General features: G+C 58.2%; 14 protein-coding genes. 12 read left to right on the top strand and 2 right to left on the bottom strand.

What is annotated here, in order from left to right:
- Positions 1–8: 8 nt before the first annotated feature.
- Positions 9–971, top strand: coding sequence for an AEC family transporter (locus tag MUU53_RS03545; RefSeq protein ID WP_247259619.1), 963 nt, complete (start codon positions 9–11; stop codon positions 969–971).
- Here MUU53_RS03545 and MUU53_RS03540 read toward each other — a convergent pair.
- Positions 936–2,150 (bottom strand): UbiH/UbiF family hydroxylase, encoded by a 1,215-nt coding sequence (locus MUU53_RS03540; protein WP_247259618.1) that lies wholly within the window; start codon positions 2,148–2,150, stop codon positions 936–938. The genes MUU53_RS03545 and MUU53_RS03540 overlap by 36 nt on opposite strands.
- A gap of 143 nt (positions 2,151–2,293) precedes the next feature.
- Here MUU53_RS03540 and pcsA point away from each other — a divergent pair, with 143 nt between their 5' ends.
- From pcsA to MUU53_RS03495, 9 genes are all read left to right on the top strand, one after another.
- Positions 2,294–3,028, top strand: a complete 735-nt coding sequence (gene pcsA / locus MUU53_RS03535) for a phosphatidylcholine synthase (protein ID WP_247259617.1) — start codon at positions 2,294–2,296, stop codon at positions 3,026–3,028.
- 163 nt (positions 3,029–3,191) lie between these two features.
- Positions 3,192–4,754 carry an ABC transporter ATP-binding protein gene (locus tag MUU53_RS03530; RefSeq protein ID WP_247259664.1) on the top strand — a complete coding sequence of 521 codons (1,563 nt, stop codon included), beginning with the start codon at positions 3,192–3,194 and terminating at the stop codon, positions 4,752–4,754.
- Positions 4,744–5,835 carry an ABC transporter permease gene (locus tag MUU53_RS03525; protein ID WP_247259616.1) on the top strand — a complete coding sequence of 364 codons (1,092 nt, stop codon included), beginning with the start codon at positions 4,744–4,746 and terminating at the stop codon, positions 5,833–5,835. The genes MUU53_RS03530 and MUU53_RS03525 overlap by 11 nt, the downstream gene beginning before the upstream one ends.
- A gap of 3 nt (positions 5,836–5,838) precedes the next feature.
- Positions 5,839–6,753 (top strand): ABC transporter permease, encoded by a 915-nt coding sequence (locus tag MUU53_RS03520; protein WP_247259615.1) that lies wholly within the window; start codon positions 5,839–5,841, stop codon positions 6,751–6,753.
- A 45-nt stretch (positions 6,754–6,798) separates the two neighbouring features.
- Positions 6,799–7,872 carry a BMP family ABC transporter substrate-binding protein gene (locus MUU53_RS03515; RefSeq protein WP_247259614.1) on the top strand — a complete coding sequence of 358 codons (1,074 nt, stop codon included), beginning with the start codon at positions 6,799–6,801 and terminating at the stop codon, positions 7,870–7,872.
- Between the two features lie 164 nt (positions 7,873–8,036).
- Positions 8,037–9,398, top strand: a complete 1,362-nt coding sequence (gene glmU / locus MUU53_RS03510; RefSeq protein ID WP_247259613.1) for a bifunctional UDP-N-acetylglucosamine diphosphorylase/glucosamine-1-phosphate N-acetyltransferase GlmU — start codon at positions 8,037–8,039, stop codon at positions 9,396–9,398.
- Positions 9,399–9,505: 107 nt separating this feature from the next.
- Positions 9,506–11,332 carry a glutamine--fructose-6-phosphate transaminase (isomerizing) gene (gene glmS, locus MUU53_RS03505; protein ID WP_247259612.1) on the top strand — a complete coding sequence of 609 codons (1,827 nt, stop codon included), beginning with the start codon at positions 9,506–9,508 and terminating at the stop codon, positions 11,330–11,332.
- A gap of 127 nt (positions 11,333–11,459) precedes the next feature.
- A complete protein-coding gene (locus MUU53_RS03500) occupies positions 11,460–12,119 on the top strand; it encodes a DUF502 domain-containing protein (RefSeq protein ID WP_247259611.1) in 660 nt (219 codons plus the stop codon).
- Positions 12,120–12,251: 132 nt separating this feature from the next.
- Positions 12,252–13,733, top strand: coding sequence for an esterase-like activity of phytase family protein (locus tag MUU53_RS03495; protein ID WP_247259610.1), 1,482 nt, complete (start codon positions 12,252–12,254; stop codon positions 13,731–13,733).
- A gap of 37 nt (positions 13,734–13,770) precedes the next feature.
- On the opposite strand, the gene recG is transcribed toward MUU53_RS03495, so the two are convergent.
- Positions 13,771–15,876, bottom strand: coding sequence for an ATP-dependent DNA helicase RecG (gene recG, locus MUU53_RS03490; protein ID WP_247259609.1), 2,106 nt, complete (start codon positions 15,874–15,876; stop codon positions 13,771–13,773).
- Positions 15,877–15,969: 93 nt separating this feature from the next.
- Between recG and MUU53_RS03485 the strand changes: the two genes are divergently transcribed.
- Together MUU53_RS03485 and mfd are read left to right on the top strand one after the other, a co-directional pair.
- On the top strand, positions 15,970–16,299 hold the full coding sequence (locus MUU53_RS03485) for a succinate dehydrogenase assembly factor 2 (protein ID WP_247259608.1): 330 nt from the start codon (positions 15,970–15,972) through the stop codon (positions 16,297–16,299).
- Positions 16,296–19,811 (top strand): transcription-repair coupling factor, encoded by a 3,516-nt coding sequence (mfd, locus tag MUU53_RS03480; RefSeq protein WP_247259607.1) that lies wholly within the window; start codon positions 16,296–16,298, stop codon positions 19,809–19,811. Before MUU53_RS03485 ends, mfd begins: the two co-directional genes overlap by 4 nt.
- The last annotated feature ends 8 nt before the right edge of the window (positions 19,812–19,819 follow it).

Genomic DNA, 19,819 nt, shown 5'->3' with positions numbered 1-19,819 from the left:
TGAGTCGATTGGCTGCCACGCTCGCATTGTTGATTCCGTTCTTCGGCTTGATTGCAATCGGCTTTGTGGCGGCGCGCCTGAGTAGGCTGAACGCCGATGCTCTGGGATGGATGAACATTTTCATCGTCTATGCGGCGCTCCCTGCCTTGTTCTTCAAGCTGGTCTCGCGAACGCCGATGGCGGACCTTACACGGGTAGACTTTATTTTCACGCAATTGACGACGGTCTACGGTGTCTTTCTCCTGATGCTGGTAATCGCCACCGTTTGGAGGCGGGCAACATTCGCAGAAGGCGTGATTCAGTCCTTCGGCGCCGCCTACGGAAATATCGGCTATATGGGTCCGGGCTTGGCTTTGCTCGTCTTGGGTGAGGCTGCCGCCGTTCCGGTAGCGCTCATTGTCTGCTTTGAGAACGCCGTGCATTTTGTAATTGCACCCGCTTTGATGGCAATTGCGAAGGGCGACGCGCGTCCACCGCTCGCGGTCGCGCTTGATGTGGCCAAACGCGTCTCAATGCATCCATTCATTGTGTCGACCGCCTGCGGCTTTGTTTTCGCCGCATTTCAGATACCCATTGCGGCACCGCTTCAGCAGTTGATTGATTATCTTGCGCAAGCAGCCGCACCATGCGCGCTGTTCGCTATGGGGGTCACGCTGGCGTTACGTCCGCTGAAGCGTATTCCGGTTGAGATCGGCTATATCACCGCAGTAAAGCTGCTTGTTCTGCCGATAGTAATGTATCTGTCGCTATCCTGTGTCGGCGGGTTCGACCGAAACTGGATCTATGCTGCAGTCCTGCTCGCCGCCCTGCCGACAGCCACAAATGTCTTTGTCATCAGTCAGCACTATAGTGTCTGGCAGGAAAGGGCGTCTGCAACAGTCCTGATCACGACGCTATTGTCGGTCCTGACTTTGCCAGTCGTGCTCTACCTTATTTCATCCGGCTTTTTGACGGTTGAATGGACGCCTTAAACTCTCCGCCAGATCCTTGAAGCTCCGCCCGGGCTCAATTCCTTCGCGCATCAGAATATTGCGCAGGGGACCTGAAGCCGTCAAAAGATGCAGACCAGCGGCACGGGCCACCTGCATTGGCAGGAAATCCGACAGCAGGGAGCGGTTCAGGAGATCGACACCGAACGTGCGTGTCATGACATCGGCGCGGCGCTGGCGGTTGAAACGCTCCCCGGCATCAGCGGTAATTGCAGCCTTCGTTGGAGAACTTAGAAGCTTCACCAGTTCCATGACATCGCGCAGTGAGAGGTTGAGGCCCTGCGCGCCAATCGGGGGAAATGCATGTGCGGCTTCGCCAATGAGTGCGACACGGCCTTTACCGAAGCGTTCCGCCATGAGGCTGGAAAGCGGCCAGGCTTCTGGCGCTCCTTCTACGGCAACCTGTCCAAGCATGGATTGCATGCGCGTCTCGACAGCCAGCGAAAGCTCTGCCAGCGGCAACGCAAGAAGTCTCTCTGCCTCTTGCGGCTTGACGACCCATACAAGGCTGGAACGTTTGCCTGACAGAGGAACCTGCGTGAATGGTCCGGTCTCGGTATGAAACTCCGTCGAGACATTGTTGTGCGGCTGTTCGTGGGAAAAGTTGAGCACGACTGCCGTCTGGGGATAGGCCCACCGTCGGGTCGAGATCCCGGCGAGTTCGCGGACACGCGATCCCCGACCGTCTGCCGCCACGACGAACTCGACCGATAGATCGGTCCCATCGTTCAGTGAAAGCGTGACCGAGTCGTTTCCGATACTCAGGGTGTCGAGGCTCGCGTCGATGCGTTGCAGATTGGGTTCAGAAGCGATGGCAGATCTCAGCACCTTCATAAGGTCCTGATTGGGAATATTGTAACCAAAGGCGTAGAGACCGACGTCAGCCGCCCGGAACTGTGCCGGTGGCGCACGCAGCAACCGCTTGGTGCCGTCCAGAATCTGCATCGTGCTGAGCGCCGCGGCACCGTCCTGCAGTGTTTCCCAGATGCCTAGACTATCGATGAAGCGAATGGACTGATCCATCAGCGCAGTCGTTCGGTGATCCTGTCGTTCAACGACAGGCGCGATCAGCGCTACTTTGCGTCCGGCGCGGGCAAGCGCCAGTGCCGCGATCGAACCAGCCAGACCTTCACCTACAACTGCGATCTCGAAGTCCTGCATGCCACGTCTTCTTTTCGTTTTGACCTGCGTGCTATTTAAGCAAACTCCGCAAACTTATCCATGGGCTGCCCGGGATAAGGTTGCAAAGCGCGCCGATTGGCCGCATATCGTCAAATCGCGAAATATGTTGGTCGGAGTGGGGCGTGATCAGGCGAATTTTCAACTACCGCAAAGTGCCCTATGCCGAGATTCGTGCCTTTTCAGTGCATGTGCTGACGGCCTCCGGCTCATTCCTGGCGTTCCTCGGCGTGGTGGCGGCGGCCGAACATCGCTTCGTCGACATGTGGTGGTGGCTTGGCCTTGCCCTTCTGATTGACGGGATCGATGGCCCCATTGCCCGCAAGGTGCGCGTGAAGGAAGTCCTGCCAAACTGGTCCGGTGATACGCTCGACAACATCATCGATTACGTGACCTATGTGCTTCTGCCTGCATTCGCGCTTTATCAAAGCGGTATGATCGGGGAAACTTGGTCCTTCGTCGCCGCAGGAATGATTGTCGTATCGAGCGCTATTTATTACGCCGATATGGGCATGAAGACGGATGAGTATTTCTTCTCCGGCTTCCCGGTGGTCTGGAACATGGTCATACTCACGCTCTTCGTTATAAAACCGTCGGAGACTGCGGCTCTCCTCGTCGTCATGGCGGCCGTGATTCTGACCTTCCTTCCGATCAACTTCCTGCACCCCGTGCGCGTGAAGAGACTGAGGCCGCTAAACCTCGGGATTTTTCTGCTCTGGTGCGCGCTGAGCGGCTATTCGCTGCTTTTACAATTCGAGTCGCCCCCATGGCTTGTCTGGAGCGTGGTGCTCACCGGGATCTACCTCTTCTGCATTGGCGGCATCCTGCAGCTTTTGCCCAGCCTCGGGAAAAGCAGTTAAGTGTTCGCTTAAGCACGTGTTTTCTGTTGTGCGCAGCAACAAAACTTGTATCAATTGAAGGCCGTCCAGCATCGCTGGAAAACTTGCGGCACGTCGCTGTGATAATCGCCTCGGAAGAAGGCGGCATGGCTGAACGTGTGAGGGGATACGAGTGACTGAAACAATCGACAAGGAAGCGGTGCCGCTTCTTCAGGTTCGAGGCTTGACGAAATATTTCGGCAGCTTCGCCGCAAACAACGCTATCGATCTGACGATAGCGCCCGGCGAAATTCATGCGCTTCTGGGTGAAAACGGCGCGGGAAAGTCCACGCTCGTCAAAATGCTCTTCGGCGTTTTGCAGCCAAGCGCAGGCGAGATTGTCTGGACTGGCAAGCCACAAACTGTCACATCACCCGGCCATGCGCGTTCGCTTGGTATCGGCATGGTGTTCCAGCATTTTTCGCTGTTTGAAGCACTGACCGTTGCCGAGAATATCGCGCTATCGCTCGATCCAAAGATTCCCCTCACAAAAATTGCGGAAGAGGCCGCGGCTCTTTCCCGCGCCTACGGCCTGCCGCTGGATCCGAGTTCGCATGTCGCCGATCTTTCCGTTGGCGAGCGCCAGCGTATCGAGATCGTTCGTGCGCTTCTGCAAAACCCCAAGCTCATTATTCTGGATGAGCCAACCTCGGTCCTGACGCCGCAGGAGGCGGACAAGCTTTTCGAGACACTCTTCAAGTTGAAGGCTGAAGGACGGTCCGTACTCTACATCAGCCACCGGCTGGAGGAGGTCCAGCGCATCTGTGATCGGGCAACCGTTCTGCGCCACGGCAAGGTTACGGGTGCTTGCGATCCGCGTCAGGAAACGCCGGCATCGCTCGCCCGCATGATGGTGGGGTCGGAAGTTGCCGCCGTTCATCGCGCTGATGCAAATGCCCTCGGAGCCACGCTAGTCGATGTTCGCCGCCTGAATGTGCCTGCACGAACGCCGTTTGCCGTAACGCTAAAGGATGTGTCCCTTCGTGTTCGCGCAGGTGAGGTGCTGGCGATTGCCGGTGTTGCCGGTAACGGCCAAGGTGAACTGTTTGATGCGCTTTCGGGCGAATATCCGGTTGCCGACGCGGAGACGATCCGCATGCGTGACAAGCCGGTGGGGCGCCTTGGCATCAATGGCCGCCGTATGCTTGGGGCAGGCTTCGTTCCTGAAGAACGCCATGGCCATGCAGCCGTTTCGGATATGTCCCTGTCCGACAATCTTCTACTGTCGCGAAGCCAGTCCGACCGGACTGCATTTCTTGCTGGCGGCTTTGCCTCGGTCATCCGGCATGACACGATTCGTTCCGCTGCAAAGCGCATCTGCGATATGATGGATGTGCGCAAGAGCGGCGACGACCCGGCGGCAGCATCCTTGTCTGGTGGCAATCTCCAGAAATTCATCATCGGTCGTGAGCTGGATCGCCAGCCGTCGATCCTCATCGTCAATCAACCCACCTGGGGCGTCGATGCCGGTGCGGCAAGCCGTATCCGCCAGGCCTTGATCGATCTCGCGCGTTCTGGTTCTGCTGTCGTGGTCATCAGTCAGGATCTGGACGAGATCTTTGAAGTTGCGACCAATATTGCGGTTATCTCCGAAGGTCGGCTTTCGCAGCCTTTCCCCGCAGGCGAACTGACGCTGGAAAAGATCGGCCTCCTCATGGGCGGTATCCATGATTCGACACATGGCGGGGAGACTGCCCATGCGCATTGAGCTTGAAAAGCGCGCCAGCGCTTCCAGCCTGTTCCAGATTGTCTCTCCACTGCTGGCGCTGGCTCTTACGCTTCTGTTCGGCGCGCTGATGTTCTGGATGCTGGGCAAGAATCCGGGTCATGCGCTGTATGCGTTTTTTATCGAGCCATTGCTGGAAGTCTGGTCCTTGCATGAACTGGCTATCAAGGCAGCGCCTCTCATCCTGATCGCTGTCGGATTGTCGGTTTGCTACCGTTCGAACAACTGGAATATCGGCGCGGAAGGCCAGTTCACCATCGGTGCAATTGTCGGTTCCATCCTGCCGGTTCTGGTGCCGCAGTGGCATTCGCCGATGGTTTTGCCTTTGATGCTGATCATGGGAGCGATTGGCGGCGCACTGTTCGCCGCAATTCCCGCTCTGCTCAAGACGCGTTTCAACACGAATGAAATCCTGGTCAGCCTCATGCTGGTCTATATCGCCCAGCTGTTTCTGGATTGGCTGGTGCGTGGTCCGTGGCGTGATCCGAAAGGCTTCAACTTTCCGCAGACAATCAGCTTCGCCAAGGAAGCCGTATTGCCGGAACTGCTGGAAAGCGGTCGCGCTCATTGGGCCATCGTCTTCGCGCTTGTCGCTGCGGTCGGCGTCTGGTTCATGATGCGTTACATGCTGAAAGGCTTCGAAGTAACCGTGCTGGGACGCTCGGAGCGGGCAGGGCGCTTTGCGGGCTTTTCGTCCCGTCGAATGGTGTGGTTCTCGATGATGCTCTCCGGTGCCTTCGCCGGACTTGCCGGAATTTCGGAAGTCTCCGGATCGATCAATCACCTCCAGCCAAGCATTTCCCCGGGCTATGGCTTTACGGCCATCATCGTTGCATTCCTGGGGCGCTTGAACCCGCTTGGCATCATCGTGTCCGGCTTCATTCTCGCGCTTACCTATCTTGGCGGTGAGGCGGCACAGCTGTCCATCGGCGTGTCCGACAAGGTAACACGCGTCTTCCAGGGGCTGCTGCTGTTCTTTGTCCTGTCCTGCGATACGCTGATTCTGTATCGCATCCGCATCATTTTTGGCTCGGATCGGGCTGCCGCTGAGGGGAGGTCGTGATCCATGATTGAGGCTATCCTGCTCACCATCATCACCGCTGCAACGCCACTGGTCATTGCCGCAATCGGCGAACTCGTGACGGAACGCGCCGGCGTACTCAATCTCGGCGTCGAGGGCATGATGATCATGGGCGCGGTCTGCGCCTTTGCCGGATCCTATCTCACAGGCTCCCCGCTGCTCGGCGTGTTGTGCGGGATTATGGGCGGTGCTCTTTTTTCGCTGCTCTTTGGCTTCCTCACGCTCACGCTTGTGACCAATCAGGTCGCTACAGGCCTTGCCCTGACGATCCTCGGTCTTGGGCTCTCTGGCCAGATCGGCGAATCCTTCGTGGGGATACCGGGCGTGAAATTGCAGCCAATCGTGTTCCCGGTTCTGTCGGATATTCCCTTCGTCGGGCCGCTGCTGTTCAAGCAGGACATTACCTTCTACCTCAGCATCGCTCTGATTATCGGCGTGAACTGGTTTCTGTTCAAAAGCCGCACCGGCCTCAAGATGCGTGCGATTGGCGATAACCATGGTTCCGCTCATGCGCTTGGCATCAACGTCATTCGCACACGCTACCTTGCAGTCATGTTCGGTGGCGCCTGTGCCGGTCTGGCCGGTGCGCAGCTTTCTCTCGTCTATACACCGCAATGGGTGGAGAACATGTCTGCCGGTCGCGGCTGGATTGCTCTGGCGCTCGTGGTCTTCGCCTCTTGGCGGCCGTGGCGCGTCTTTGCAGGCGGCTATATTTTCGGCGCTGTCGGCATCCTGCAGTTGCATGCACAGGCGTTCGGCATTGGCGTGCCGTCACAGTTTTTGTCCATGCTGCCTTACGCAGTCACTATTGTCGTGCTGATCATCATCTCGCATAATCGCCGCACGACGCTCATCAATACGCCAGCATCGCTTGGGAAACCTTTTGTTCCCGACCGGTGAAACGGTAACCGTACAACGAAGCTTCATGCCAAACAGGGGTTGAATATGAAGAAGCTCATTATCGCACTTGCCGCAACGGCAGCCGCACTCGGCGGTCTGTCCAGTGGCGCCCAGGCTCAGGAAAAGACCAAGGTCTGCTTCGTCTATGTCGGCACCAAGACAGATGGTGGCTGGACCCAGGCGCATGACATCGGTCGCCAGGAACTTCAGAAGGCCTTTGCTGACAAGATCGAAACGCCATACTTGGAAAGCGTTCCGGAAGGCCCGGATGCCGAGCGCGCGATCGAGCGTATGGCCCGTTCCGGCTGTGCGATGATCTTCACGACGTCTTTCGGCTTCATGGACGCGACCGTGAAGGTTGCCGAGAAGTTCCCGAAGGTAAAGTTCGAGCACGCGACCGGCTTCAAGGCTGGACCGAACCTCGCAACCTATAACTCGCGCTTCTACGAAGGCCGTTATATTCAGGGCCAGATCGCTGCCAAGATGTCCAAGAAGGGCGTCGCAGGCTACATTGCCTCATTCCCGATCCCGGAAGTGGTCATGGGCATCAACGCCTTCGAACTCGGCGCGAAGTCGGTCAACCCGAACTTCAAGCTCAAGGTCGTCTGGGCCAACACCTGGTTCGATCCGGGCAAGGAAGCCGATGCCGCAAAGGCTCTGATCGATCAGGGCGTCGATATTCTGACGCAGCATACGGACACGACTGCTCCGATGCAGGTTGCTGCCGAACGCGGCATCATGGCATTCGGTCAGGCGTCTGACATGATCGCTGCCGGTCCGAAGACACAGCTGACCGCAATCGTCGACACCTGGGGCGCCTACTACATCAAGCGTACCAAGGCTCTTCTGGATGGAACCTGGAAGTCCGAGCAGATCTGGGACGGCCTGAAAGACGGCATCCTGACCATGGCGCCCTACACCAACATGCCGGACGATGTGAAGGCAATGGCGGAAGAGACGGAAGCCAAGATCAAGTCTGGCGAACTGCATCCCTTCACCGGCCCTATCAACAAGCAGGATGGTTCTCCTTGGCTTAAGGCTGGCGAAAAGGCTGATGACGGCACGCTGCTGGGCATGAACTTCTACGTCGAAGGCGTTGACGACAAGCTTCCGAAGTAAGCTTTGCCAGCACGTTGATCTGATGAGCCGCTTGCCTCTCATGGCAGGCGGCTTTTTCGTTTCGACATATTTCGAAACAGAACTTGAAGGAGCCCAACACTGACGTTCTTGGCCTGTTAATCGAAACGCTGCTAAAAGCGGCTCGAATTTACATGGAGAGTCGTATGGCCCGCACCTGTCTCGCTGTCATTCTCGCCGCTGGCGATAGCACGCGCATGAAGTCGTCAATGTCCAAGGTGCTGCATCCTATCGCTGGATTACCAATGATCTCGCATGTCATGCGGGCGGTAAGGGATGCTGAGATTCAGGATGCCGTGCTGGTTCTTGGCCGCGATGCGGATGCTGTGGCAAAAGCTGGGGCCGTCGAGGGAATGGCGGTCTCCACCGTCCTGCAGACAGAGCGCAAGGGCACAGGTCATGCGGTCCTGATGGCGCGCGATGCTATCGCCAAGGGTTTCGACGAAATACTCGTGACCTATGGTGACGTTCCGCTGGTTCGATCGGAAACTTTCCAAAACGCACGGTCGCTTCTGAGCTTAGGCGCCGATCTCGTCGTGATCGGCTTCGAGGCTGCCGATCCGACAGGATATGGTCGGTTACTCGTCGAAGATGGTCAGCTCGTCGCGATTCGCGAACATAAGGACGCGACGGAGGAGGAGCGTAAAGTCACCTGTTGCAACAGCGGCCTGATGGTCATCAATGGGGCCAAGGCGCTTGGCTGGCTGGAGAAGATCGACAACAAGAATGCCAAAGGCGAGTATTATCTGACGGATCTTGTTGAAATCGCCCGCGCCGACGGAGCGAAGGTCGTGGCAGTGGATGCGCCGGAAGCAGAACTGGCCGGCTGCAACACGAGGGCGGAACTGGCGTTGCTGGAAGCCAGCTGGCAGAACCGCCGCCGTCACGAAATCATGCTGTCGGGCGTCTCGATGATTGCGCCGGAAACGGTCTTCCTCGCCTTCGATACGGTGCTGCAACAGGACGTTCTGGTAGAGCCGAATGTCGTTTTCGGTCCCGGCGTCACCGTGGAAAGCGGCGCTGTCATCCACGCCTTCTCGCATCTGGAGGGAGCTCACGTAGCGTCAGGTGCGACGGTCGGTCCATTCGCACGCCTGCGTCCCGGTGCAGATCTTGGACCGGATTCAAAGGTTGGCAATTTCTGCGAAGTGAAGAAGGCGACAATTGGCAAGGGTGCGAAGGTCAACCACCTGACCTACATCGGTGACGCATCCATCGGCGCCGGTTCGAACATAGGCGCGGGAACGATTACCTGCAATTACGATGGCATAAACAAGCACGAGACACGCATTGGCGAGAACGCGTTTATTGGCTCGAATTCGGCACTCGTCGCGCCCGTCTCGATTGGCAATGGCGCCTATGTGGCATCTGGCAGCGTCATCACTGAAAACGTGCCGGATGAAGCGCTTGCCTTCGGACGCGCAAGGCAGGAAGTGAAGCCTGACCGTGCAAAGCAGGTGCGCGAGCGCGCGCTTGCGTTCAAGGCCGCGAAGAAGGCAGGTCAGTAACACTTTGTCGGTTACTGTAAGAAATTGAATTTGACCGGCGCTCTCATTGCGCCTTGCATGCAGTGCGATAGAGATTTGCGCGTTCGCAGTTATCGGAAGAGGTTTTCATGTGCGGAATTGTTGGCATCGTTGGCAAGGAGCCCGTTGCAGAGCGTTTGGTTGATGCACTGCGGCGGCTGGAATATCGCGGCTATGATTCCGCAGGTGTTGCCACGATCCACGATGGCGCGATGGATCGCCGCCGCGCAGAAGGCAAGCTTTTCAATCTGGAGAAGAAACTGGCCGGTGAACCGCTGCCCGGCACCATCGGTATTGCCCACACACGCTGGGCGACGCATGGCGTTCCAAACGAAACCAATGCCCATCCGCATTTCGTTGAAGGCGTGGCGGTCGTCCACAACGGCATCATCGAGAACTTTTCAGAACTGCGCGATGAACTGACGGCAGAAGGTGCCGTTTTCACCAGCCAGACGGATACCGAGGTTGTCGCGCATCTTCTGGCAAAGTTCACACGTGAGGGAATGGGGCATCGCGATGCGATGCTGGCCATGTTGAATCGCGTTACTGGCGCTTATGCGCTGGTTGTGATGTTTCAGGATGATCCGGATACAATTCTCTCGGCGCGCTTTGGCCCTCCGCTTGCGGTTGGCCATGGTCGCGGCGAAATGTTCCTGGGCTCGGATGCCATCGCGCTCGCGCCGTTCACAAACCAGATCACCTATCTGGTCGATGGCGATTGTGCGGTTCTGACCGCCAATGGCGTGACGATCACCGATTTTGCGGGTAAGCCGGTCGAGCGCCCGATCCAGATCTCACAGGCAGCTGCTCTGATGGTGGACAAGGGTAACCACCGCCACTTCATGGAAAAGGAAATCTACGAGCAGCCGGAAATCATTTCCCACGCGCTCAGTCACTATGTCGATTTCGCCTCCGGCTCCATCAAGCAGAAGGCCGAGGCGATCGATTTTGCAAAGCTCCGCAGCCTTGCCATCTCCGCCTGCGGCACCGCCTATCTGTCCGGTCTCGTCGGCAAATACTGGTTCGAGCGTTATGCGCGTTTGCCGGTGGAAATCGATGTGGCATCGGAATTCCGGTATCGCGATATTCCACTGTCGAAAGATCAGGCCGCGCTCTTCATTTCCCAATCGGGGGAAACCGCCGACACGCTTGCCTCTTTGCGTTACTGCAAGGAAGAGGGCCTGCCGATTGGCGCCGTCGTCAATGTGAAGGAATCGACGATTGCGCGTGAAGCGGATGCTATCTTTCCGATTCTCGCCGGGCCGGAAATCGGCGTGGCTTCGACGAAAGCCTTCACCTGCCAGCTCGCCGTGCTCGCCGCGCTTTCCATTCAGGCGGGCCGCGCAAGAGGCACCTTGACCGAGGTCCAGGAAAAGGAGCTTGTTCGCCATCTCATCGAGATTCCGCGCATCATGAGCAAGGTTCTTAACCTCATTCAGCCACAAATCGAGCAGCTTTCGCGGGATCTCTCGCGCTTCAAGGATGTGCTTTATCTGGGTCGTGGCACCAGCTATCCGTTGGCGATGGAAGGCGCTCTGAAGCTCAAGGAAATCTCCTATATCCACGCCGAAGGTTATGCCGCGGGAGAGTTGAAGCACGGCCCGATCGCCCTGATCGACGAGCACATGCCGGTAATCGTTATCGCTCCGCATGACCGCTTCTTCGAAAAGACGGTCTCGAACATGCAGGAGGTCGCGGCACGCGGCGGAAAAATCATCTTTATCACTGATGAAAAGGGCGCTGCAGCCTCGAAGCTGGCCACCATGGCGACGATCGTGTTGCCGAACGTGGATGAAGTCATCGCCCCGATGATTTTCGCCTTGCCTATCCAGTTGCTCGCCTATCACACGGCCGTCTTCATGGGCACCGATGTCGACCAGCCCCGCAATCTGGCAAAATCGGTGACTGTGGAGTGACCGGGAGCAAGGCTTCAGCCTTGCCAAATATTAATCGATACGCACTTGCGAGGCGGGGAGAGGTCCGGCATTGTCCGGTTTCACCCGGCCTTTTACGGCAGTGCAGCATGATTCTTGGAAGTAGTGGATGGAAAGCCCGGAACGCATAACGCTCGCCGGTCGGCTTCGGAATAACTTCCTGACCGGTCTGATCATTTGTGCGCCATTGGCCATCACGATCTGGCTGACCTTCGCTTTCATCGATTGGGCAGACAGCTGGGTAACGCCCTACATTCCCCAGCGTTACAATCCTCAGTACTATTTCGACATCACCATTCCAGGTCTTGGCCTGCTCATCGCGATGATTCTGATCACCGTGATCGGGTTTCTGGTCAAAAACCTCATTGGTCGGTCGATCGTCAATTTTGGCGAGTCGATCCTCAATCGAACCCCACTGGTTCGTACGCTGTACAAAAGCCTGAAACAGATTTTCGAAACTGTGCTGAAGGATCAGTCGACCTCCTTCAAGAAGGTCGGTCTTGTGGAGTTTCCTTCACCCGGAACCTGGGCGCTGGTCTTCATTGCAACGGAAGCACAAGGCGAGCTGGCGCATCGGTTCAACGAGATGGGACAGGAAATGATTGCTGTGTTCCTGCCGCCTACGCCTGTACCAACCGCTGGCTTCCTGATGTTCGTGCCGAAGGAAAAACTCATCATTCTTGACATGACGCCGGAAGACGCGGCGAAGCTACTTATTTCCGGGGGCCTTATTGCGCCTGACTGGACGCCACGGCCAACTGTCAACTGAGCGCAGGCTTCATCCGACTGTCATCAATCGCTCATAGATACAATCCGCGATCACACCATGTTCAACTTTGCGCCAGATCTACGGGCGTAGCGCAGGGCAGGAATGGGATCTCCAGTTCAAAGGATTGTTCTCATGAAATCTCCATCCACGTTTGCACGTCGTTGCGCCAGCCTTGCACTGGCAGCTTCCGTTTTTGCGATGCCATTCGCAGTTCATGCCGAAGCCTCGGTATCCGCAGCCGGCATCACCATTTCCAGCAAGGGCCTTGTCGCTGTGGGTCGTATCCCCGCGAACCAGAAAGACAAGTTTAACGAAACTTTCGGGTCGGGTTCGGGTATGGCGATTGATCCGACCGCATGGAAAAAAGATGGTGACGCTTATACCGGAGCGCTCTGGCTGCTTCCGGATCGCGGCTACAATGTCGAAGGGACCACGGATTACAATGATCGCCTGAACCGGATCGAATTCCGCCTGACCCCCGCAACCGGCGCCGTACCTGCCGAGAAGCAGCAGAAGGGTCTGGAGGCAAAACTCGCTGATACAATCCTGCTGACGGACGGCCAGGGGAAGAACATGACGGGGCTTGATCCTGAATCCGGAACGCGCCCGGCATCCGGCAAGCTACCGCTTCTCCCGCAGGCGCGCACGGGCAAGATCGCACTCGACCCTGAAGCGATCATCCGTCTGAAGGATGGTTCCTTCCTGATCAGTGATGAATATGGTCCTTACATCTACCACTTCACCGCAGATGGTAAGATGATCTCGGCAACACAGCCGCCGAAGGCGCTGCTGCCAATGCGCAAGGGCGAGGTGAACTTCTCTTCCAATAACGTCGATGCAGACGGCAAGAAGCCTGATCCCAAGGATCCGGATACCGGCCGCCAAAACAACCAGGGCCTCGAAGGCATGTCGATGACGCCGGACGGCAAGTTCGTCATCGCCGTGCTTCAGTCTGCGGCACGTCAGGATGGCGGCGATTCCGGCCAGACCCGCATGAATACGCGTGCGCTCGTGTATGATGCTGCCGACGTCGACAATCTCAAGCTGGTGCATGAATACGTCGTGCCGCTACCCACTTTTGATAACAAGGGTAAAGTGGGCGTTGCCGCGCAGAGTGAAATCGTTGCCCTGTCCGACAAGGCTTTCCTCATGCTGGCGCGCGACAGCAATAACGGTCAGGGGCTGAAGGGCGATACTTCGGTGTACCGCAAGATCGTTGCCGTCGACCTGTCTGCTGCAACGGACATTGCCAACACCGCCTATGATGCAGACAAGCCGGTGGCGCCCAAGGGTGTCATTGATGCTTCGGTCAAGCCTGCCAAGCTCACCCCTTTCATCGATCTGAACGATAGCGCTGAACTCGCTCGCTTCGGGCTGCATAATGGTGTCCCGAACGATAGGAACAATCTTTCGGAAAAATGGGAAGCGATGAGCATCGCAAGCGCGCTCGATGCCAACGCGCCGGACGATTACTTCCTGTTCGTTGCCAACGACAACGACTTCCTGACACAGGACGGTTATCAGGTCGGTGCTGCCTACAAGGCTGCAGATGGCGCGGACGTCGATACCATGTTCCAGGTTTTTCGCGTCACACTTCCGGGCGTGAAGCAGTAACCGAGCGTGAGGTTGAGCGTGGCCCTTGCCGCGCTCACTACCCGGCCCGGAGATATCGGATCGCCTCGTCGCGGCGGTGCAGATAGAGCAGAACGCGAAGCGCCTGCCCGCGCTCACTTGTCAGTTCCGGATCTCGTTCCAGGATGTAGGTCGCATCCTTGCGCGCAATCTCCAGTAGGTCGCCATGGGCCTCCAGGCTTGCAATGCGAAAGCCGGGTGTGCCGGATTGACGCGTTCCCAGCAATTCACCTTCGCCACGAAGTTTGAGATCCTCCTCTGCGATCAGGAAGCCGTCTTCGCTGTCTCGCAAAATGGAAAGGCGTGCCCGACCGGTTTCGCTCAGCGGTCCCTTGTAGAGCAAAATGCAGGTTGACGCCTCGTCGCCGCGACCGACGCGCCCGCGCAACTGATGCAGTTGCGCAAGGCCGAACCGTTCCGCATGCTCGATGACCATGATCGTTGCATCTGGAACGTCGACGCCAACTTCCACCACGGTCGTTGCGACAAGCATTCGCAGTTCCCCGGCCTTGAAGGCCGCCATAACCGCATCTTTTTCCGGACCGGTCATCCGCCCATGAACAAGACCGACCTTGGGACCCAGTGCCTTTGCAAGAACCGCGTGCCGCTCTTCTGCCGACATCAGTTCGGAGAGATCCGATTCCTCAACGAGAGGGCAGATCCAATACGCTTTCTTGCCGTCGGCGATGGCTGCGCGCAGACGTGCCACGATCTCGTCTGTCCTCTCCGTCGGCACCGTCACGGTCTGGATTGGCTTACGGCCCGCTGGCTTCTCCGTCAGCTTGGAGACATCCATGTCGCCGAAGGCTGCGAGTACCAGCGTGCGCGGGATTGGTGTTGCTGTCATGACGAGCAGATGCGGGTTCTCACCTTTGGCCGTTAGCCGCAAACGCTGGTGAACACCAAAGCGGTGCTGTTCATCGACCACCGCCAGCATGAGGTCGTGATAGACAATAGCGTCCTGAAACAGGGCATGGGTACCAATGATGATCTGCGCCTCACCGGAGGCGATCCGGCTCAGAACCTCCTCGCGTTCCTTGCCTTTTACGCGTCCCGTCAGAACCTCCACCTTCAGTCCGATGGCCGCACCGAAGCGGGAAATCGTCGCATGATGTTGCCGGGCAAGAATTTCGGTCGGCGCCATCAGAACTGCCTGTCCGCCAGCTTCCACCACATCAGCCATGGCCATGAGCGCCACAAGCGTCTTGCCCGCGCCGACATCGCCCTGCACCAGTCGCAACATGCGCTCTGGCTTTTCCATGTCCTGTAGAATTTCGGAAATTGCCGTCTGCTGGCTGTTCGTCAGCGAAAAGGGCAGGGTCTTGCGGATGGCTTCCCGCAAACTACCCTGTGCCTTGATCGGTCTGCCCGCAGTCTTGCGCATGCGCTGACGAACAAGTGCAAGGGACACTTGCCCCGCCAGGAACTCGTCATAGGCAAGACGGCGCCGCGACGGTGTCTGCGGGTCCAGATCGGCTGCATCCCGAGGATCGTGCAGACGGCGGAATGCATCCGCGGTCGAGGGCAGGCCCTGCTTTTGCTGAAGCGGAATGTCCATCCATTCCGGCAGGTTGGGCAGACGTGCAAGCGACCCCTCGACGGCCCTGCGAATGACCTTCGGCACCAGACCGGCCGTCATGGGATAGACCGGTTCCACCAGCGGCATATCGGCCGCCTCGGATGCCTTCACCATCAGGTCCGGATGCACCATGGAGGCACGACCGTTGAACCAGTCCACCTTGCCGCTGACGAGGATCTCTTCGTCGATGGGTAGGGCTTTCTCGAGCCAGTTTCCTTTCACCTTGAAAAAGGTTAGTGCCAGTTCACCGGTCTCATCGCGCAGGAACACGCGATAGGGCATGTTGCTCTTACCCGGAGGTGGCGGCTGATGCCGGTCGACATGGCCCTGTACGGTCACGATCACGCCTTCCGGCGCCAGCGCAATGCCGGGACGGTTTCTGCGATCAATCAGCGAAGAGGGGGCGTGGAAGAGGATATCCACCACGCGGCAGTCATCCGCATCCTCGCGGTTGGTGACGCGGGCAAGCAGTTCTGCCAGTTTTGGGCCGATGCCGGGCAGGCTTGAGACGGATGCAAAGAGCGGATCGAGAAGGGCTGGACGCATGGCCGGGAAAATGCGCTGGAAAATGCATGTTTGGCAAGGCTGACAAGCAGAAGTTTTCGGCCTATATGACGCGTACAAACAGGGTACACGCTCATGACAGGACTGTCGCGCAGCAGCGCCGATCTCGATCCCCGCCGTCGTCGCATTCTTTATCGGTGCTGGCACCGCGGGATTCGCGAAATGGATCTCGTGTTCGGACAATTTGCCGAAAATGAAATCGCCTCTCTTTCGGATGAGGAACTCGATGAATTCGAGACGATCATGGCCGAAGAGGATCAGGATCTGAACCGTTGGATCACCGGTGCCGATCCCGTACCTGCGCATCTGCAAACGCCCATGTTCGAGCGCCTTTGCAAATATCGGCCTGACTTTGATATCGTGACGATCGCCTCCCTTGCCGAGAAGCACGGTCCTCGTTCATGATTTCTGGCTTCGATGCGAAAAAACTGGCCGCTTCGGCGGCAGGGTTCACTGTTGCCAACGTTCAGGCGGGCATGGAGCCTTTCCTGTTGGCGGAAATGGCCCGGGCAGGGCAGCCGGTTGCCTATGTCATGTCGGACGGCCACCGGATGGCGGACCTCGAGCAGATGCTCGGCTTTGTTGCGCCAGACATCCCGGTGCTGACGCTACCCGCCTGGGACTGCCTGCCTTATGACCGTGTTTCGCCAAGCGCTGATACGTCGGCAAGACGTCTCGCTGCTCTCTCTGGCCTGATTGCCCACGCGCGCAAACCGCATCCGGCAATCGTGCTGGTGACCGTCAACGCGATGATGCAGAAAATCGCGCCAGCCGACGTGATCGAGAGCCTCGCCTTCTCGGCCAAGCCCGGCAATACGATCCGCATGGATGACATAGCGGCCCGGTTGGAGCGAAACGGATTCGACCGTGTGCCGACCGTGCGCGAAGTCGGCGAGTTTGCCGTTCGCGGCGGCATCCTCGATGTCTTCGTTCCTGGAAGCGAGGAGCCGGTTCGACTGGACTTCTTCGGCGATACGCTGGAAACCATCCGCACCTTCGACCCGGCCAGCCAGCGAACGACGGGGCAGGCCCGCGCGCTCGATCTGAACCCGATGAGCGAGGTGACCCTGACGCCGGAAACGATCAGCCGTTTCCGCAAGTCCTATCTGTCCACATTCGGCGCGGCAACGCGTGACGATGCGCTTTATCAGGCGGTGTCTGAAGGCCGCCGCTATGCGGGCATGGAGCATTGGCTTCCCCTGTTTTATGAGAAGCTGGAAACGGCATTCGACTACCTCTCTGGCTTCCGTATCGTCACCGACCATACGGCGCGTGAAGCGGCGTTGGAGCGTTCAAAGCTCATTCTGGATTATTATGAGGCGCGCCAGTCGTCCGGCACCGGCGGCAAGGGCGGCGCCGCACAGTCGGCCCCTTACAAGCCTCTGTCGCCCGGCCAGCTGTATCTGGAGGGCAAAGGCTTCGGCGCGCTGCTGGATGCCGTCCACGCCATTCGCCTGACGCCGTTCAATGAGCACGAGGGCGAGAGCCGCAAGGTCGTGACGCTCGACGCGCATGCCGGTCCGCGTTGGGCGAAGGCGCAGGCAGAAGCGGAGCAGCAGTCGCGTGACGAACGGACAAACGTGTTCGATCTCGTCGTAAAGCACATTGCCGACAAGCGCGCCGAGGGCTCGAAAGTACTGATCACCGGTTGGTCTGCCGGTTCGCTGGATCGACTTCTCCAGGTGCTCGACGAACATGGCCTGAAGCGCATCAAGCAGATCGAGAAACTCGCCGATCTCCGCAAGCTGGACAAGGGCGAGGCGGCTTCCGCCATTCTCAGTCTTGAAGCAGGTTTTGAAACCGGCGATGTCGTTATCATCGGCGAGCAGGATATTCTGGGCGACCGTATGGTTCGCCGTTCCAAGCGCCGCAAGCGTGGCGCGGATTTCATCTCGGAAGTCGCAGGACTCGACGAAGGCTCCCTGGTCGTCCATGCCGAACACGGCATCGGGCGCTTTGTCGGCCTCATCACGATTGAGGCTGCGGGCGCGCCACGTGCCTGCCTTGAGCTTCACTATTCCGATCAGGCCAAGCTGTTTCTTCCGGTCGAAAATATTGACCTCCTGTCGCGTTATGGATCTGACGCAGCGGAAGCCCAGCTCGATAAGCTCGGCGGGGGTGCCTGGCAGGCTCGCAAGGCCAAGCTCAAGAAGCGCCTGCTGGATATGGCCGATGCGCTGATCAAGCTCGCAGCAACGCGCATCACGCGCCGCGCACCGGTCCTGGAAACGCCAGAAGGGCTGTACGACGAATTTGCCGCACGCTTCCCCTATGATGAGACGGAAGATCAGGCGAATGCCATCGATTCCGTGCGGGAGGATCTGGCCGCTGGTCGCCCGATGGATCGCCTCGTTTGTGGTGACGTCGGCTTCGGCAAGACGGAAGTGGCGCTCCGTGCTGCTTTCTTCGCCGCCATGAATGGCGCGCAGGTGGCCGTCGTTGTGCCGACCACCTTGCTGGCCCGCCAGCATTTCAAGACGTTCCGTGAGCGCTTCCGCGGCCTGCCAATCCGGGTGGAACAGGCATCGCGCCTCGTGACCACGAAGGAGCTGAACCAGACGAAGAAGGATCTGTCCGAGGGCAAGGTCGATATCGTCGTCGGCACCCATGCGCTGCTCGGCACCGGCATCAAGTTCGCCAATCTTGGTCTGCTCATCATCGACGAGGAGCAGCATTTCGGCGTCAAGCACAAGGAAAAGCTGAAGGAGCTGAAGAGCGACGTTCACGTTCTGACGCTGTCCGCGACGCCAATCCCGCGCACACTGCAACTGGCCATGACCGGCGTTCGCGAGCTCTCGCTGATCACCACACCGCCGGTAGATCGCATGGCGGTTCGTACCTTCATCTCGCCGTTTGATCCTTTGGTCATCCGCGAAACCCTGATGCGCGAACATTATCGCGGTGGACAGAGTTTCTATGTCTGCCCGCGTCTGGCGGACTTGCCGGATATTCAGGCCTTCCTGCAATCGGATGTGCCTGAACTGAAGGTGGCGATTGCTCATGGGCAGATGCCAGCGGGCGAGTTGGAAGACATCATGAATGCCTTCTACGACGGCAAATATGATGTTCTTCTGTCCACCACCATCGTCGAATCCGGCCTGGACGTTCCGACGGCCAATACGCTGATCGTTCACCGCGCCGATATGTTCGGTCTCGCGCAGCTCTACCAGTTGCGTGGACGTGTTGGCCGTTCGAAGGTTCGCGCCTTTGCGCTGTTCACATTGCCGGTCAACAAGCAGTTGACCACGACAGCCGAACGCCGCCTCAAGGTTCTGCAGTCGCTCGATACGCTGGGCGCTGGCTTCCAGCTCGCCAGCCACGACCTCGATATTCGCGGTGCAGGCAATCTTCTTGGCGAAGAGCAGTCGGGCCATATCAAGGAAGTCGGCTTCGAGCTTTATCAGCAAATGCTGGAAGAGGCGGTGGCCGAGGTGAAGGGCGAAGACGAGATCCTGGATACCGGCTGGTCGCCACAGATCTCTGTCGGCATCACGGTCATGATCCCGGAAAACTATGTGCCGGATCTACACCTGCGCATGGGTCTTTATCGTCGTCTTGGTGAACTGACCGAGTTGAAGGAAATCGATGGCTTCGGCGCCGAGATGGTGGACCGTTTCGGACCCATGCCAGTCGAGGTGCAGAACCTGCTGAAGGTCGTCTTCATCAAGTCGCTCTGCCGTACGGCCAATGTCGAAAAGCTGGAAGCTGGTCCGAAGGGCGTCGTCCTGCAGTTCCGCGACAAGCAATTCCCCAATCCGGCTGGACTGGTGGGCTATATCGCGAAACAGGGCAGCATGGCGAAGATCCGGCCGGATCACAGTGTGTTCCTGAACCGCGATCTGCCAACACCGGGAAAGCGTCTCAGCACGGCGGCACAGATCATGGTTCAACTCGCGGATCTGGCGAAGCAGGCATGAGTGTGAAA

This window comes from Affinirhizobium lemnae, from assembly GCF_022968395.1.
GTDB classification, from domain to species: Bacteria; Pseudomonadota; Alphaproteobacteria; order Rhizobiales; family Rhizobiaceae; genus Neorhizobium; species Neorhizobium lemnae.
The sequence above is the reverse complement of the archived record's forward strand: the minus strand, read 5'-3'. Positions and strand labels throughout refer to the sequence as shown.